The following is a 15,770-nucleotide window of genomic DNA, read 5'->3' as shown; positions in this document are numbered from 1 at the left end:
GAACTTTCATCGTAATAGGAAAATCGGCTATTGAGACTTAAAATTCTCGCTTACTTTATGCCGCTTTTCCCAATTTCTTTTGCAGAACTTTCATCGTAAAGGAAAAACGGCTATGGAGACTTAAAATTCTCGTTTCTCTTAAATAATGCAAAAGAAGCCCTTTATTTATGATAGAGGACTCCTTCATTAGGTTAAGCCTGATGGATATTAATGTATATCAACCCATATTTTCCCTTGAATCGAATCTATTTGAGCTTCATTATTATCAACAATGCTACCATATAAATTGTTTAGTTCTAAGACAATCGTTGCCTTCTCTGTTTTAAAGGTATACGATAACTCATCTTGACTACTAACTGTTTTGTTTTGCAGCTTTTCATGAAGTGAAAATATTACTTCGCCTAAATTTTCCTTTAGAATGATTTCATTCTTATATGAAATGCTCAACATCTTTTCTTCAGTAAACTGAATTGATAAGGAATCATTGTTTATTTCATATGGCATTTGCCCCTCTGAAATAAAAAAGTTTATTATATATTCATATTTAGATGTATCAACAATCGTATTAAAATTATCAAAATAATAATTATAATGCTCCTGTTCCCATCCATCTACAAAAAGATACGGGAACCCAAATATTGCTTTTGTATCTTTTAATTCGAAATCTTCTGGTACATATTTGACTCTATTTATAGCCTCAATATTATTCATATAATTCAATATGGAGTTAATCTTTTCCTTCTCATCTTCTGGCAAGGACGCATCCTTAACGATTTGACCATTGGCTAACATATCGTTTTTGATTAAAAGCTTTTCTAGGCGATTATTCTGACTTCTAATGCTCATCTCAAATCCATTCATTGGCCCAAATGCAGAAATCAAAATAAACACAATTAATGACACAATCACAAATGTTGAATATAGTCTTTTATTGATTATCAAGTAGATCACTACTATTAGAAACCATAGCGCAGCCATCCATACATAATATCGAAGCACCGTTAAGCCATAGTTATTGGTTCGAATCCATATAGTACTAATGAGCATGCCTAACGGAACGATAAAGGCGATAGGAAATATCCTTTTAAAAAAGCCTGTCCATGTCTTTTTTTCTCCAAAATCAAAAATACAGAATAAAATGATAATAGCAATCCATCCATACCATAAAACAAGATTCCCAACCAAACCATCTGGCCAGCTTCTATTAAATAGTATTTTTATAAAATAGGCATAAAGTATGACAGTATATGCAGTTAATAACGGCATTACAATAGATACAAATAACACCTTGAACACTTTGGGATAATCTTCCAATGTCATTTCCGACCTTACGAATGGAATGCTACCTAGAAAATAGGTCACGCCAAAGAACCCTGTTGTTATTATGAGTAAATCCGCATATATCTCCCCATTTAATTCTAAATTAAATAACTGATCAACAGTAAAAATCATTGCCGATATGCCAGCAAAAAGAACAAATGTATATAAATAGGTCACAAGAAAAGAGGTTAATAATTTAATACAATAAATTGCGTATGTTCTTCTCCTGAAATAATATGGTACCAATGTAAATAGCAGACAAAAAACCACTATAGCAGATGCATATCGAACCATAAACTTCTGTCCAAGCGTCTCTGGTATCATTAAATAAAATAATAGTAACCCAATAACTAAGATTGCATCTAGGAGAAACCTCCAGTTAAGCTTCCAACCATATCTCTCAACAAGAAGTACAATGGTTGCTGATATTGGCATTCCGAGTATTAATGCCATAAGAATATTTTCTATTGCTTCGTTCGTTGAATGATTTGTATAGATTGCCATCACTACAAATACAACAGTAATAATAATTGTTTCTGGAAATCTCTCAACACTATTTTTTAATTTCTTAACTAATTTTATGAAAGCTTTTTTTATTTTATCTACCATAGTAACACTCCTTTTACAAATCTACACATGTAATTTTCTTTTTAACCATGCCTTGCTTTTCTCCGGTAATCCATGATAAATACCTAGCACGGTAAATGCAATTGCTCCACCACAGATAAGAACAATTAGTGACCAAGATAAATGAATATCTCCTTTTATGTTTCTAGAAATTACAGCATCTATCCCTACGCATAAGATACTAATAAACAACAAACAAACAGATGGAACATAAATAAATTGATTTTTATGCTTGCTTACTTTATAGAGGGCTCTGAAAATAGTAATGTCCACATATAATATAGCAACTATCGGCAACGCATATGAGTACGCCCAACCTATCGTTCCAACTTGATAATCGATGGCATATGTCAAGAATACAGTCGTTAGCAATATTCCGATTACATTATAGGCGGATTTTAAATATGAAAAAAAGAAAAACATATAAAACAAAATTGCAATAATAATGATTAACACATAATTGGCTATATGCGTACTTGCAGGATAAACCAGCTTAAGCACTGCTAATATAATAATGGTACTTATAACAATTAAGACAAAAGAAAAGAATATTTTATTTTTAATCACTCTATAGTCTCTACGATAAGTGCTAATAGCATTCGGATATTTATGAGTACCTTTTCCTTCTAATCCCATATCCTCTTCTCCAATATCTGGTATGGGGAATTCACAAAGGGGACAGTTTTTAATATAGGAATCTAATTCTACACCACATTTAGGACAATATGCCATTTTTTATCACCTCATATTTGTTTCAATTTTAACTGGTATTCCTAATTTTCTGATTTTTCTAAAAAATATTTTTTCAACTTCAGTATTGTATACTGTGGAACCAAAGCATAGCATCATATTATCTCTGTAGGTAACAATAGCAAGTTTGATTTTATTTTCAATGCTTGGAGGTGGAAAAATTTCAAATTTATGGACATACTCCTCAATTTCCTTTGGAAGCTTAATAATCCCCAAATTCGAAATACTACTCGTATAACCTCGTTCACCAAAGCGACTATAAATCGTTGGCATAATTAGATTTTTAAACCATAACGGTAAAATTCGTATCAATATCTTCTTTTCATTTTTAACATTTCTAGAAATGTATTTACTTATTGTTTTTTCATTTATATGAATATTCATATAGCTTTTCAAATAATCAACAATTTCTTCAATTCTGTAGGTTCCTAATCTTAAATCAATTTCTGGTGTAATGGAAATGAAGAAGTTTTTGAGTGACTTTGATGGAAACATTTGCCTAAGATCTACGGGCATATTTATTACAATTCTCCCGATCATCTTCTTTTTATCTTTTTTATTTAATCCCATAATATATTCTTGTATTGCATCAAAATAATAAGCCGTAACGAGTTGTGTAATTGTGCAGCCTAGTAATTTTGCTTGTTTTTTAATTGATTCTATTGGAACTATACCCGTTAACAAAATATACTTCCCCTTTTCTATAAGTGGAAATGGGAAATGTACAGCCTTTCGATTTCTTTTTGCAATAGGAATTTCTTTTTTATAGTATTTATTAAATGAATCTTCAAACTCTAAAGGGTCAACAGGTGTATGAATGTCAATTGCTCCAACTAATTCTTCACATATAATATGCTTCTTTATTTTAAAATATTGAATTAGCAGCGTCTTTAAAAAGGTAATTGCACCTGATCCATCTGCAATACTATGACTAAATTCAACATTTATATAGTTATTATAATAAAGAATTCTAAAGGGAAAGGTTTTTTTCTTCTTATATTTCATAAACATACTTGGGTAGTATTTTTCTTTTTCAATTTTAGGATGTTTATCGCTGTATTCAAAATAATACCAAAACAATCCCCTACGTAAGTTTACCTTGAAATACGGGAATCTTTCTATAATTTGACTGATTGCTGCTTGTAAAGCTTTTGCATCAACGTCTTCTAATAGTTCAATACTCATTCTAAATACTGTAGACATTCTAGTAGAAACGATGGAGGGATATAATTTACCTGCATTATCAAGTTTATACCAATATTTTTTATCATGATCCTTCTTCATATTTATCACCTGACTATATTTATTTAATCCTAAAATAATTGTATCACAAGAAAATCGGCTACGCTATGATTAAAATACTTGATGCATATCTGCCGCTTTTCCAATTGCTTCTGCATACTTTCTTATCAAAAAAGAAAATCGGCTACGCTATGATTAAAATACTTGATGCATATCTGCCGCTTTTTTAATTTCTTATGCAATACATTTTAATAATAAGAAAATCAGCGACGCTACCACTTTCTTGCTAGTGCTAATCTCCTGTTTTTTTGTTATAATAGTTAATAGACATTTTTAAGGAGAACAATATGCCCGTAGATGGAAAAGAATGGATAATTCTAATACATGGATTTCACAGATCTTACATGGATATGACCCCGCTTAGAAACTTATTAATTTCAAAGGGGTATAAGGTATCTAGAATTAACTTACCATTAACCTTTTCGACAATTGAAGAAGCAACTAGTGCTTTGATAGAAATAGCAGACAAAAAAATCCCTAAGCTTAAAAACGGACAAAAGATTCATTTGGTCGGTCATAGTACGGGTGGTTTAATTATACGTCATTTTCTTGCTGTTAGTGATTTTTTGCCTTACGTTGGACGTTGTGTTCTAATTGCAACACCTAATCATGGATATAAGCTTGCTAGCTACGCAGAAAAACTTTCTAAAACCTATATAAGTATCTATAAAACTATGAAAAGCCTACAGCCTGAACAAGTTAATTTATTAAAGCTTATCGGTAACGAAGTAGAAATTGGTGCCATTGCTGGAACTAAGTCATCCCCACTTCTATCTGGTCTTATCGGAGGCATAAATGATGGACGTATTGATGTAAATGCTGTTAAGTATGATGAATTAACAGACTTCATTACGCTTCCGTATAAGCACACTCAAATACATAAGAAAGAAGAAACCGCTGAGCTTATCGATACCTTTATTAAAACTGGTAAATTCTTAACAGATCTATAACAAATATGAAGTTTATAATGACGTGCACCCCAAATATTAGATTCTAATGTTTGGGGTGCACGTCATCGTCATTATAGCTCTTGTATATGTTAATAAAACTTTCTATATTTTTGATATCTACTATCGAGTAATTCGTTTATTTCAATTTCTTTTAGCCTAATTAACTCTGTTTCAATTGCTTCCTTCAATGCCCTTGCAATCGGCTTAAAGCTTTCATGAGCACCGTCTAAAGGTTCTTTAATGATACGATCAATTACTCCAAGTTCTAATAAATCCTCTGAGGTTAGTTTCATCTCTTCAGATACTTCTTTTGCCTTACTACTATCCTTGTACAATATACTAGCGTAGCCTTCTGGAGAAAGTATAGAATAAATGGCATTTTCAAGCATCCATACCTGATCTGCTACAGCAAGTGCTAGCGCCCCACCACTGCCGCCCTCACCAATAATAATAGAAATAATTGGAACCTTAAGCTTCGACATTTCTAATAGATTCTTTGCTATTGCTTCACCTTGACCTCTTTCCTCAGCACCAATACCTGGATATGCACCAGGGGTATCTACAAAACAAATAACAGGTCGGTTAAATTTCTCTGCCTGTTTCATAAGTCTAAGTGCTTTTCTATAGCCTTCTGGATTAGGCATAGCAAAGTTTCTCATAACTTTATCATTTGTATTTTTACCTTTTTCCTGTGCAATAACCGTAACACTGATAGAACCAATTCTTCCAATTCCACCAATAATGGCATGATCATCTTCGTAAAGTCTATCTCCATGAAACTCAATAAAATCTTCAACGATTTTCTCAATATAATCAATACTTGTTGGACGATCTATCCTTCTTGCTTTTTGAACTTTTTCCCATGCCAACATTTTATTACCACCTTTTTCTACATCCAATACTTTTTGCTGTTATTTAGTCAAGGTTACAAAACCTCCGCATTTACTACTAACAGAATGCAAGCTTCCATTTGATTAAATTATACCATGAAGTTTAACAATTTTATATAGCGTTTCTTTCATTTCATTTCTCTTAACAATTTTATCTACAAAACCATGCTCTAACAAAAATTCTGCTCTTTGAAAGCCCTCTGGAAGATCTTGTTTAATGGTTTGCTTAATTACTCTTGGGCCTGCAAAACCAATTAAGCTTCCCGGTTCTGCTAAAATCACATCCCCAAGCATTGCAAAGCTTGCTGTAACTCCACCCGTAGTAGGATCTGTTAAAACGGTAATATAAAGTCCACCCTTTTCACTATGTCTACCAATTGCTGCGGATGTTTTAGCCATCTGCATAAGAGATATGATACCCTCCTGCATTCTAGCTCCACCAGATGCCGTAAATATAATCAAAGGAATTTTCTGCATTGTCGCTTCTTCAATAAGTCTTGTAATTTTTTCTCCTACAGCAGCTCCCATGCTACCCATAAGAAATCTACTATCCATGACGCCTAATGCAACCTTACACCCATTCATTTCTCCTGTTCCAGTAATTACACCCTCAACCAAACCAGTGCTTTGTTGAAGTGCTTCAATCTTCTTATCATAACCTGGAAAATTCAATACATTTTTCGTGATTACATCTAAATTACTTTCAACAAAAGTACCTTCATCGATAACTAGTTTTACTCGCCCATAACCATCTAACCTAAAATGTTGTTCACACTTTACGCAGGTTTTGTTATTGGTATGAAAGTCATCCTTATAAATAATTTCTCCACAAACATCACATTTGACCCATAAATCAGTAGGAATATTTTGTTGAATTACTTGTTTTGTCGGAAGCTTAACATATTGTGTTTTACGAAATACATTGGCCATGATTATTCAACACCTTTTGCGAGGTTTTCTATAAATCCAGTGTTATATTTACCTTCAATAAATTCTTTATTATGCAAAATTTCATATTGGAATTCTATATTAGTATCGATACCTTCGATAATGAATTCTCCAATTGCACTATTCATCTTAGCAATTGCTTCTTGCCTATCCTTACCATATACTATAAGCTTCGCTAACATGGAATCGTAGTTAGGCGGTACTTCATAACCATAATAAATTGCACTATCAATTCTAACACCATTACCACCCGGCAAATGTAAATTTGTGATCTTTCCTGGTGATGGTCTAAAACCTTTAGATGGATTTTCAGCATTTATACGGCATTCAATTGAATGACCTTTTATGATGACATCCTTTTGCTTTAAATTTAATGGTCTACCCGCAGCAATTTCTATTTGTTTTTTGATTAGGTCAATTCCTGTGATCATTTCAGTTATTGGATGTTCTACTTGGATACGAGTGTTCATTTCCATAAAATAAAACTCTCCATTTTCAGCCAGTAAAAATTCCACAGTTCCAGCATTGTAATAATGAATCGCTTTTGCTGCTTTTACAGCTATATCGCCCATTTTCTTTCTAAGTGCTTCATCAATGGCTGCTGAAGGTGCTTCCTCCATAACCTTTTGATGTCTTCTTTGAATCGAACAATCTCTTTCACCTAAATGAATGATGTTACCTTGCTTGTCTCCAAATATTTGAAATTCTATATGTTTAGGATTAACAACATATTTTTCCATATACATTGCATCATCATTAAAGGAAGCTTTTGCTTCTCTTTTTGCCATCAAAAAGCTATTTGATACCTCTTCTTCACAGTGCGCAACTCTCATACCCTTTCCTCCACCACCAGAGGAAGCCTTCATAATTACAGGATAGCCTATACGTTTTGCAAGTTTTTTAGCCTCTTTTATATCCTTTATTACCCCTTCAGAACCTGGCACAATAGGAATTCCAGCCTTTTTCATTGTTTCTCTAGCTCTTGATTTATTGCCCATGCATTCCATCATTTCAGAGCTTGGTCCAATAAATGTAATATTGCTTTCCTCGCATATTTTAGCAAACTTAGGGGTTTCCGATAAAAATCCGAAACCAGGATGTATTGCATCTGCCTTAGTAGCTAAAGTAGCACTGATGATTCTTTTTATATCCAAATAGCTTTCGCTTGCCTTAGCAGGTCCAATACATATAGCTTCATCAGCTAGTTGCGTATGTAGTGATTCTTTGTCTGCTTCTGAGTAAACTGCTACAGTTTGAATTCCAAGCTCTCTACAAGCTCTAATAATTCTTACTGCTATTTCGCCTCTATTTGCAATTAATATTTTATTAAACATACTACTCTCCTTATTCTCCAACAACAAAGGTTAATTCGCATTCAGTTACGACCTTTCCATTCACAGTTGCTGTCGCTTGCCCAACCCCAATCGGGCCTCTTCTTTTTATAATTTCTACATCAAGCTTTAGTACATCACCTGGTATAACCTTACCTCTAAATCTAGCACTTTTAATTCCACCGAAATAGGCAATTTTACCTTTTAGTTCTTCTAGTGATAAAATAGCGACTGCTCCCGTTTGTGCAAGGGCTTCAATGATTAGAACGCCAGGCATAACAGGTTCCTGTGGAAAATGTCCTTCAAAAAAGTATTCATTAAAAGTAACGTTTTTATAAGCAGTAGCGCGTTCACCTGGAATCAATTCTTCCACCTTATCGATTAATAAAAATGGTGCTCTATGTGGAATTATATTTTTAATCTCATTAATTGTTAACATACTCTTCTACCGTCCTTTCTATTATGCCGTTACCTTGATCTTAAACAATGGTTGATTGTATTCTACAACTGCTTCATTACAGATTAGAATGTCTACAATCTCACCTTCTACATCAGCATCAATTTCATTCATCAGCTTCATCGCTTCAATAATACAAAGCGTATCACCTTTTTTAATCTTTTGACCTTTTTTTACAAAAGGTGGATTTTCAGGGCTGGATGAAGCATAAAAAGTTCCCACTATCGGTGATTTTACAATATGACATGTTGAATCACTATCTACTACTACTGCTTCACTGATGGTTTCTGTTTTTGCTACAACTGCTGCTTCTACACTACTATGAGAAACAAAACCTCTAGGCGTGGAAATTGAAGTTGCCTCTTTACTAAGAATGATTTGACTACCTTCATGTTTAATTTCAATATAACTATACTCTGAATCTTTAAGTGCTTGAATTAGTTCTTTTATTTCTCCTGTCTCCATATTATCTTAATCTCCTTAAATTACTTATATTTTTTAAATAGTAATGTTGCATTGTGACCACCAAAGCCTAATGAATTGGTCAAAACACAGTTCACTTCAACTTCTCTGCCAAAATTTGGAACATAATCAAGATCACAGTCTTCATCTGGTGTCTCATACCCAATTGTAGGATGTACATAATTGTCATTGATTGACTTAACACAAGCAACGGCCTCTATTGCTCCAGCTGCTCCAAGTAAATGTCCAGTCATTGATTTTGTTGAACTAACAGGTATTTTATATGCATAATCACCAAAAACTCTTTTAATCGCAATTGTCTCAAACTTATCATTGTATTCTGTACTTGTGCCATGCGCATTAATATAGGATATATCTTCTTTCGAAACACCCCCATCTGCAATTGCTAACTCCATACACCTTGCTGCACCTTCTCCATCAGGTGAAGGGGACGTAAGATGATAAGCATCACAAGTTGCTCCATATCCGCTAACTTCTGCTAATATATTTGCACCTCTATTTAAGGCATGATCTAGCTCTTCAAGTATTAACGTGCCAGCTCCTTCTCCTAAAACAAAACCATTTCTATTTTTATCAAAGGGTCTAGAAGCTTTTAATGGATCATGTGTTGTTGAAAGTGCTGTTAGCGATGTAAAACCAGCAATTCCTAGCGGGCAAATACTACTTTCAGTACCACCTGCTACCATAACATCAGCAGTTCCATATTGAATTGCTCTAAAAGCATCTCCAATTGAATTAGTACCACTTGCACATGCTGTTACAACACATGTACACATGCCCTTTAACCCAAATCTAATAGCAACATTACCCGCTGCTATGTTAGCAATGATTTTCGGAATAAGCATTGGTGATATTTTACTTGGGCCCTTTTCAATAAGCTTTTGTTCTTCTATTTCAATCGTTCCTAAGCTACCAATGCCTGAGCCTATAATAACACCAATTCTAGTCAAATCTTCCTTCTCAAGGTCTAATCCAGACATATCAAGTGCCTCTTTAGTCGCTGCTATCGCAAAATGTGAAAATCGATCCATTCGCTTTGCAATTTTTCTGTCCATATATACCTTTTCATCAAAATCTTTAACCTGACCAGAAACTTTTGAATCAAATTCCGTTATATCAAAGCTTGTTGTTCTATCTATTCCACATACACCTTGTCGTAAGCTGCTCCAGAAGGCATCTACATTATTACCAACTGGAGAAATTACCCCAAGCCCAGTTACTACTACTCTTTTACGCATTCTGTTCCTCCTTAAGCATCACCAGTAAATTACATGGCCATGCCGCCATCAACTTGTATTATTTGACCCGTTATATAATTAGCTTTATCTGAAGCTAGAAATGCAACTAAACTTGCAATATCTTCAGGTTTTCCCATTCTTTGAAGGGGTATTGTACTTATCATTTCTTCTTTTATTTTTTCTGGGATTTTATCTGTCATATCTGTCTCAATAAACCCTGGTGCTATAGCATTTACTTGAATATTTCTTGCAGCGAATTCACGTGCGAGTGACTTCGTTAAACCAATAACCCCTGCCTTAGATGCTGAATAATTACATTGTCCTATATTCCCCATAATTCCAACTACAGATGACATGTTAATTATTTTACCAAATCGTTGCTTGAGCATTCTCTTAGAAACACCTTTTACACAATTAAAAGTACCCTTTAGATTTACACGAAGAACATCATCAAAATCTTCCTCCGTCATTCTTAAAACAAGCTGATCTCTAGTGATACCCGCGTTATTGACTAATACATCTAATCTTCCAAACATAGTAAAAGCTTCTTCCATTATTTCAGCTGCCTTTGTAAAATCACTTACATCTCCGTATTGCAGGTGACACTGTCCACCTTTACCTTCAATTTCTGATTTAACCTCTTGGGCTTTTTCTTCATTGAATAAGTAATTTACAATTACAATAAATCCTTCTGCGGCTAATGTAAGGGCAATTTCCTTACCAATACCTGTATTAGCGCCTGTTATAAGAGCTACTTTTTTATCTAACATAATGATCTCTATACCTCCAATTCCTTTTTTAAGCTTTGTAAGCCATTAAAGTTTTCAATGTTTACTACTTTTTTACTTCTATCTATTTTTTTAATGAGTCCAGATAAGGTTTTTCCTGGTCCAATTTCAACAAATATATCTACACCTTTTGCAATTAAGGAATGAATACAGTCCTCCCATTTCACAGATGACATAACCTGTTGAATGAGTAAGGCCTTAACCTCTTCACTTGTAGTTATTATTTCTCCTGTTACGTTAGTTGCATACGGTGTTTCAAATGAATTAATTTGTATATCATTCAGCACCGTTTCCAGCTGATTAGCCGCCTCTTTCATTAATATCGAGTGAAAAGCACCACTAACGTTTAGTGGAATTACTCTAATTCCTTTTTCTGAAAGCTTTGAAGAGACTTCTGAAACTGATTGAATTTCCCCTGCAATAACCATTTGTGCTGGACTATTATAATTTGCTATACCTACAATTCCTGATGCCTTTTTACATTCTTCCTCAATTGTTACTCTATCTGATCCAAGAATTGCTGCCATTGAGCCTTGTGTTTTTCTAGCTGCTTCTTCCATAAACTGTCCTCTTTTTCTTACAAGATAAACAGCGTCTTCAAAAGCGATACATCCATTTGCTACAAGCGCACTATATTCACCAAGGCTTAACCCTGCTACATAATCAGGCTTAATACCTAACTCTTCAATAGCCTTTAAAATTGCTATAGAAACAGTAAGCAATGCTGGTTGTGTATATTCTGTACTATTGATTTTTTCTTGTTGTGTAAAGCAAATTTCTTTTAAATCAAAATCAAGTATTTTATCAGCACAGTCAAAGATAGCTTTACTTTCAATATTGCTTTTTATTATTTCTTCTCCCATACCTACATACTGTGCTCCTTGACCTGGAAAAACAAATGCTATTTTGCTCATATCGTCCCTACCTTCACTCTATTTTGCTACTAAAACCATTGATTTCATAATGCCTTTATTTATTACTTATATTAAAATCCTTTCGAATTATATATTTCGATCTAATATTGGACATTTCTTGATACGTTAAGTTCATTCATCTTAAGTAATTGTACCGTTAACCGATAAAGATAATTACCAAATGCAAGCTAGCCTGCATTTGGTATAAGTGCTAATTAGTTAGCTTCAATATAATCAATTGCATTTTGAACTGTTTTGATATTAGCTAAATCTTCATTTGGAATTTTTACACCAAAAGTGTCTTCTATAGCCATAACTAATTCAAATAAGTCTAAAGAATCTGCTCCTAAATCATCAGAAAAACTTGCTTCCGCTGTTACTGCGTCTGCTTCAACACCTAATTCTTCTACAATAAGTTCTTTTAATTTTTCAAAATTCATTTCTTAATCCTCCTAAAATAATATTATATTGGGGATTCTTAACTTCGTATATCCTAGTCAAGATATCCTAAAAGCTGTTAAAATTGAATAATGCTTGCACCATAAGTTAAACCAGCACCAAATCCAGATAATACAACTTTTTTGTCTTTTAGATTTCCACTTCTATACATTTCATCTAGCGCTATACCAATGCTTGCAGATGAAGTATTGCCGTAGCTATCAATATTAGTATAAAATTTTTCAATGTTTTGGTCAAGTTTTTTAGCAACTCTATTGATAATTCTTATATTCGCTTGATGCAATATAAAATAATCAACCTCGCTCTTTTCGATATTTGCTTTTACCAAAACATCCTCTATACATTGAGGTACTTTCGTACATGCAAATTCAAATACTTCTCTTCCATCCATTTGTATAAAATTATTTTCAACATCAGTATTTGGAAAAGGTGTTTTAATCCTATTAATTCCTGCGGTTAAGCTGGTATAATCATCACCAACTGACTGACAAATAGTTTCTATGATTCCTGGTTGTTCGCTTGCCTCAAGAACGACAGCGCCTGCTCCATCACCAAATAGTACACATGTATTTCTATCTTCCCAATTTACTATGTTAGATAGTTTTTCACTTCCAATAATGAGTGCATTTTTATAAGTGCCACTTATCATAAACTGATTTGCTGTATGAAGTGCAAAAATGAAGCCTGAGCAAGCAGCATTTAAATCAAAAGCAAGAGCATTTTTTGCTCCTATAGCCTTTTGTACTAAGCACGCAATTGCAGGTGTGGCATATTCAGCTGTCATTGTTGCAACAATTATCAATTCTATGTTTTCAGGGTTCAATTTTGAAGATTCAAGAGCATCTTCTGCTGCTAATATTGCAAGTTCATAACTGGTTTGATCATTTGCAATTCGTCTTTCTTTAATTCCTGTTCTTGAAAATATCCATTCGTGATTCGTTTCTACCATCTGTTCTAACTCAGTATTGGTAAGGATTTTATCTGGTAAATATTTACCTGTACCAATGATCTTTCCATATTTCATAGGCAACTCCTTGTTTACATATAATTACATAAATCGTCAAATTGTTTGATAATCAAAGTATTTGCTTTGATATTCAAAGTATATCATTTTTTTTTGTTTTGTCAAGGTTTTTTAACCAAATTTTAATCCAGTTATAGCCTTTTACAAAGCCTTGCATGATATACTTTTTGACATAGGCTATGAATCATTTTACCTAGGAGGTTAACCTTTTGAACATTCAATTTAATAAAGGGGTAATTGAATTATGTATATTCTCTATCCTTTCTAAAAAGGAATATTATGCTTATGAGCTTGTAAAAATAATTTCTAGTTGCATAAAGATACCCATGGGTACTTTATATCCCTTACTGAGACAATTAATATCTGATGGTTTTATAGAAACCTATATAGCGGAACTTGAAGGTGAATCCAAAAAGTTTTATCGTCTCACTAAAAAAGGCTTTGAAGCAAAAGAAAGTTATGTATTAGAATGGCATGACATCTTAAGTCGAGTCAACAATCTTATTAAGGAGGATTAAATTATGTTAAAAGACGATTATTTAGAAAACTTAGATCGTTTGCTTACTTCTTTACCATATAATGAAAGAAGAGATATCATGTACGATTATGAAGAACATTTTAAAGAAGAGCTTAAAGAAGGAACCTCCGAAGAGGATGTTATTACTGCTTTAGGTTCTCCAGAAAAAATAGCCCTGCAGTATGTTGCTGCAATTGTGCCCGTCGTTAGTCAATCTAATCAAAACACGGAAGCCTCCCATATAGATAAACCAAAACCCACTCAAACAAGAATCCAAGGAAATAGCATTGGTGAAATCGTTGCTCTTTCCATTGTTGCATTAATCCTTAATAGTATTTTTATTGGGTTTTATATTGCAGCATGGGGTATATTGATTGGTTTTACTGTTGCTGGAATTGGTCTAGTATTTGGAGGATTTGCTTTATTAATCTCTTCTTTAATTGCTACACCCGTTGCATTTTTAAGTGCTCCTGTCATCTTATATCAATATCCAATACTTCTTTTCGCAATATCCATTATACTAATCTGTATTGGTGGCTTAATGCTGATCATTATGTATTTTTTAATTAGATTCACTTGTATTTATACTTATAAATATGTTAAATGGCTAATTAAGCTCATAAGGGGGTTTTAACATGAGAGGATTTCATAAATTCTTAGGCATTACCTCATTGATCCTATCAATCGTATTAATCATAGCCATATCCTTTACTGGATACTATATCTCAAAACATAAAGATATTTTGAGTAATTTTGGAAACTTACAAATTAATGATGGCAAAAATCTTAATTATAATTGGTCCATTTTTAATAATAACAAGAGTAGCCAATTTGAAACTGTGACAGCTTCTCAGACAGATAACTTTTCATTATCAGACTCTATTGTAATCAACTCCTCTTTAGAAGATGTAATTTTTGTTGAAGAAGATCGCACGGATATTATGGTTGAGTATTATAATGAACATCCTAGCTCTCCTCTATATTCCGTAGAATATAAAGTAGAGCAAGTGGAAAATACCCTCTATATTAATACCTACTATTCCGTAACTGATATTTTTATAGATCGTGAATATGATAGTTATATTAAAGTTCATGTGCCGACTGATTATGTATGTAATACTTTAGATTTAACACTATCCATGGGAGAAATAACAAATCAGAGTATTTTTGGCAAGATCAATAATTTATATCTAACGTCAAGCTTAGGAAATATAGATTTAGATATAACAACCCCTAAAGAATCTATTTCAGTTCATAGTGAAATGGGTGATATCGATTTACGTGTGTCTGCTCCTGTTACCTCTTTTGATTCTACCTCTAACTTTGGAGAAATGAGCCTTGATTTTACAGATATTATCGAATCCTTGGTATGTGAGCTTGATATGGGAAGCTTAGATATAACAGCTGCAAAGAACATAGAAGTTGTAAATCTTACTGCTAGAATGGGTGAGATTGTTGCAGATTTCAATGGGAAGGTAGCAAATTTAAATACTAGTACTGAGATGGGAAATGTAGATCTATCCTTTGCAAATAATAAAAACTCGACTGCATATATTGATTCAAATATGGGCAATATTGACATTGATTCAAGCTTTTCAATTGTAAAAGAAAGTGATAATCCTGATCTTCATATTTACTCAAGTTTTGGAAACGTGTCAATTTCTTCAAAATAAAAAATTATAAATTACTTACCATAAATGACAAAAAAGTCCTACCCACTTTTAAGCGGATAGGACATTTTTCATTATTATATCTATTTAAATTTAAAGGGG

The 15,770-nt window shown here is 33.2% G+C and carries 17 protein-coding genes; 4 read left to right on the top strand and 13 right to left on the bottom strand.

Going from position 1 to position 15,770, the window contains the following annotated elements; genetic code table 11:
* Positions 1 to 207: 207 nt before the first annotated feature.
* The 3 genes from CVU84_13100 to CVU84_13090 are packed head-to-tail and all read right to left on the bottom strand — an operon-like array spanning position 208 to position 3,981.
* On the bottom strand, positions 208 to 1,929 hold the full coding sequence (locus tag CVU84_13100; GenBank protein PKM93845.1) for a hypothetical protein: 1,722 nt from the start codon (positions 1,927 to 1,929) through the stop codon (positions 208 to 210).
* 21 nt (positions 1,930 to 1,950) lie between these two features.
* Positions 1,951 to 2,679 carry a hypothetical protein gene (locus CVU84_13095; GenBank protein ID PKM93844.1) on the bottom strand — a complete coding sequence of 243 codons (729 nt, stop codon included), beginning with the start codon at positions 2,677 to 2,679 and terminating at the stop codon, positions 1,951 to 1,953.
* A gap of 6 nt (positions 2,680 to 2,685) precedes the next feature.
* On the bottom strand, positions 2,686 to 3,981 hold the full coding sequence (locus CVU84_13090; protein ID PKM93843.1) for a hypothetical protein: 1,296 nt from the start codon (positions 3,979 to 3,981) through the stop codon (positions 2,686 to 2,688).
* Between the two features lie 305 nt (positions 3,982 to 4,286).
* On the opposite strand from CVU84_13090, the gene CVU84_13085 reads away from it, so the two are divergent.
* Positions 4,287 to 4,949 carry an alpha/beta hydrolase gene (locus CVU84_13085; protein ID PKM93842.1) on the top strand — a complete coding sequence of 221 codons (663 nt, stop codon included), beginning with the start codon at positions 4,287 to 4,289 and terminating at the stop codon, positions 4,947 to 4,949.
* An 89-nt stretch (positions 4,950 to 5,038) separates the two neighbouring features.
* Here the strand turns inward: CVU84_13085 and CVU84_13080 are convergent, their stop codons facing one another.
* From CVU84_13080 to CVU84_13035, 10 genes are all read right to left on the bottom strand, one after another.
* Positions 5,039 to 5,821, bottom strand: a complete 783-nt coding sequence (locus CVU84_13080; GenBank protein PKM93841.1) for an acetyl-CoA carboxylase carboxyl transferase subunit alpha — start codon at positions 5,819 to 5,821, stop codon at positions 5,039 to 5,041.
* A 102-nt stretch (positions 5,822 to 5,923) separates the two neighbouring features.
* Positions 5,924 to 6,769 (bottom strand): acetyl-CoA carboxylase carboxyl transferase subunit beta, encoded by an 846-nt coding sequence (locus CVU84_13075; protein ID PKM93840.1) that lies wholly within the window; start codon positions 6,767 to 6,769, stop codon positions 5,924 to 5,926.
* A gap of 2 nt (positions 6,770 to 6,771) precedes the next feature.
* Positions 6,772 to 8,121, bottom strand: a complete 1,350-nt coding sequence (gene accC, locus CVU84_13070; GenBank protein ID PKM93839.1) for an acetyl-CoA carboxylase biotin carboxylase subunit — start codon at positions 8,119 to 8,121, stop codon at positions 6,772 to 6,774.
* 10 nt (positions 8,122 to 8,131) lie between these two features.
* Complete coding sequence (fabZ, locus tag CVU84_13065) at positions 8,132 to 8,557, bottom strand: 3-hydroxyacyl-[acyl-carrier-protein] dehydratase FabZ (GenBank protein PKM93838.1); 426 nt, start codon at positions 8,555 to 8,557, stop codon at positions 8,132 to 8,134.
* A gap of 21 nt (positions 8,558 to 8,578) precedes the next feature.
* A complete protein-coding gene (accB, locus tag CVU84_13060; protein PKM93837.1) occupies positions 8,579 to 9,040 on the bottom strand; it encodes an acetyl-CoA carboxylase biotin carboxyl carrier protein in 462 nt (153 codons plus the stop codon).
* A gap of 20 nt (positions 9,041 to 9,060) precedes the next feature.
* A complete protein-coding gene (gene fabF, locus CVU84_13055) occupies positions 9,061 to 10,296 on the bottom strand; it encodes a beta-ketoacyl-[acyl-carrier-protein] synthase II (GenBank protein ID PKM93836.1) in 1,236 nt (411 codons plus the stop codon).
* 29 nt (positions 10,297 to 10,325) lie between these two features.
* On the bottom strand, positions 10,326 to 11,066 hold the full coding sequence (locus CVU84_13050; protein PKM93835.1) for a beta-ketoacyl-ACP reductase: 741 nt from the start codon (positions 11,064 to 11,066) through the stop codon (positions 10,326 to 10,328).
* 8 nt (positions 11,067 to 11,074) lie between these two features.
* On the bottom strand, positions 11,075 to 11,998 hold the full coding sequence (gene fabD, locus CVU84_13045) for a [acyl-carrier-protein] S-malonyltransferase (GenBank protein ID PKM93834.1): 924 nt from the start codon (positions 11,996 to 11,998) through the stop codon (positions 11,075 to 11,077).
* A 215-nt stretch (positions 11,999 to 12,213) separates the two neighbouring features.
* Positions 12,214 to 12,438 carry an acyl carrier protein gene (locus tag CVU84_13040; protein ID PKM93833.1) on the bottom strand — a complete coding sequence of 75 codons (225 nt, stop codon included), beginning with the start codon at positions 12,436 to 12,438 and terminating at the stop codon, positions 12,214 to 12,216.
* A 77-nt stretch (positions 12,439 to 12,515) separates the two neighbouring features.
* Entirely contained in the window at positions 12,516 to 13,481 is a 966-nt protein-coding gene (locus CVU84_13035; protein PKM93832.1) for a 3-oxoacyl-ACP synthase, read from the bottom strand.
* A gap of 209 nt (positions 13,482 to 13,690) precedes the next feature.
* Here CVU84_13035 and CVU84_13030 point away from each other — a divergent pair, with 209 nt between their 5' ends.
* The 3 genes from CVU84_13030 to CVU84_13020 are packed head-to-tail and all read left to right on the top strand — an operon-like array spanning position 13,691 to position 15,671.
* A complete protein-coding gene (locus CVU84_13030) occupies positions 13,691 to 13,999 on the top strand; it encodes a PadR family transcriptional regulator (protein ID PKM93831.1) in 309 nt (102 codons plus the stop codon).
* Positions 14,000 to 14,002: 3 nt separating this feature from the next.
* On the top strand, positions 14,003 to 14,632 hold the full coding sequence (locus CVU84_13025) for a hypothetical protein (GenBank protein PKM93830.1): 630 nt from the start codon (positions 14,003 to 14,005) through the stop codon (positions 14,630 to 14,632).
* 1 nt (position 14,633) lies between these two features.
* The gene (locus tag CVU84_13020; protein PKM93829.1) at positions 14,634 to 15,671 is read left to right on the top strand and encodes a hypothetical protein; all 1,038 of its coding nucleotides are present in this window, start codon (positions 14,634 to 14,636) and stop codon (positions 15,669 to 15,671) included.
* Positions 15,672 to 15,770 lie beyond the last annotated feature (99 nt).

It is taken from the genome of Firmicutes bacterium HGW-Firmicutes-1, assembly GCA_002841625.1.
Taxonomy (GTDB): Bacteria; Bacillota; Clostridia; order Lachnospirales; family Vallitaleaceae; genus HGW-1.
The sequence above is the reverse complement of the archived record's forward strand: the minus strand, read 5'-3'. Positions and strand labels throughout refer to the sequence as shown.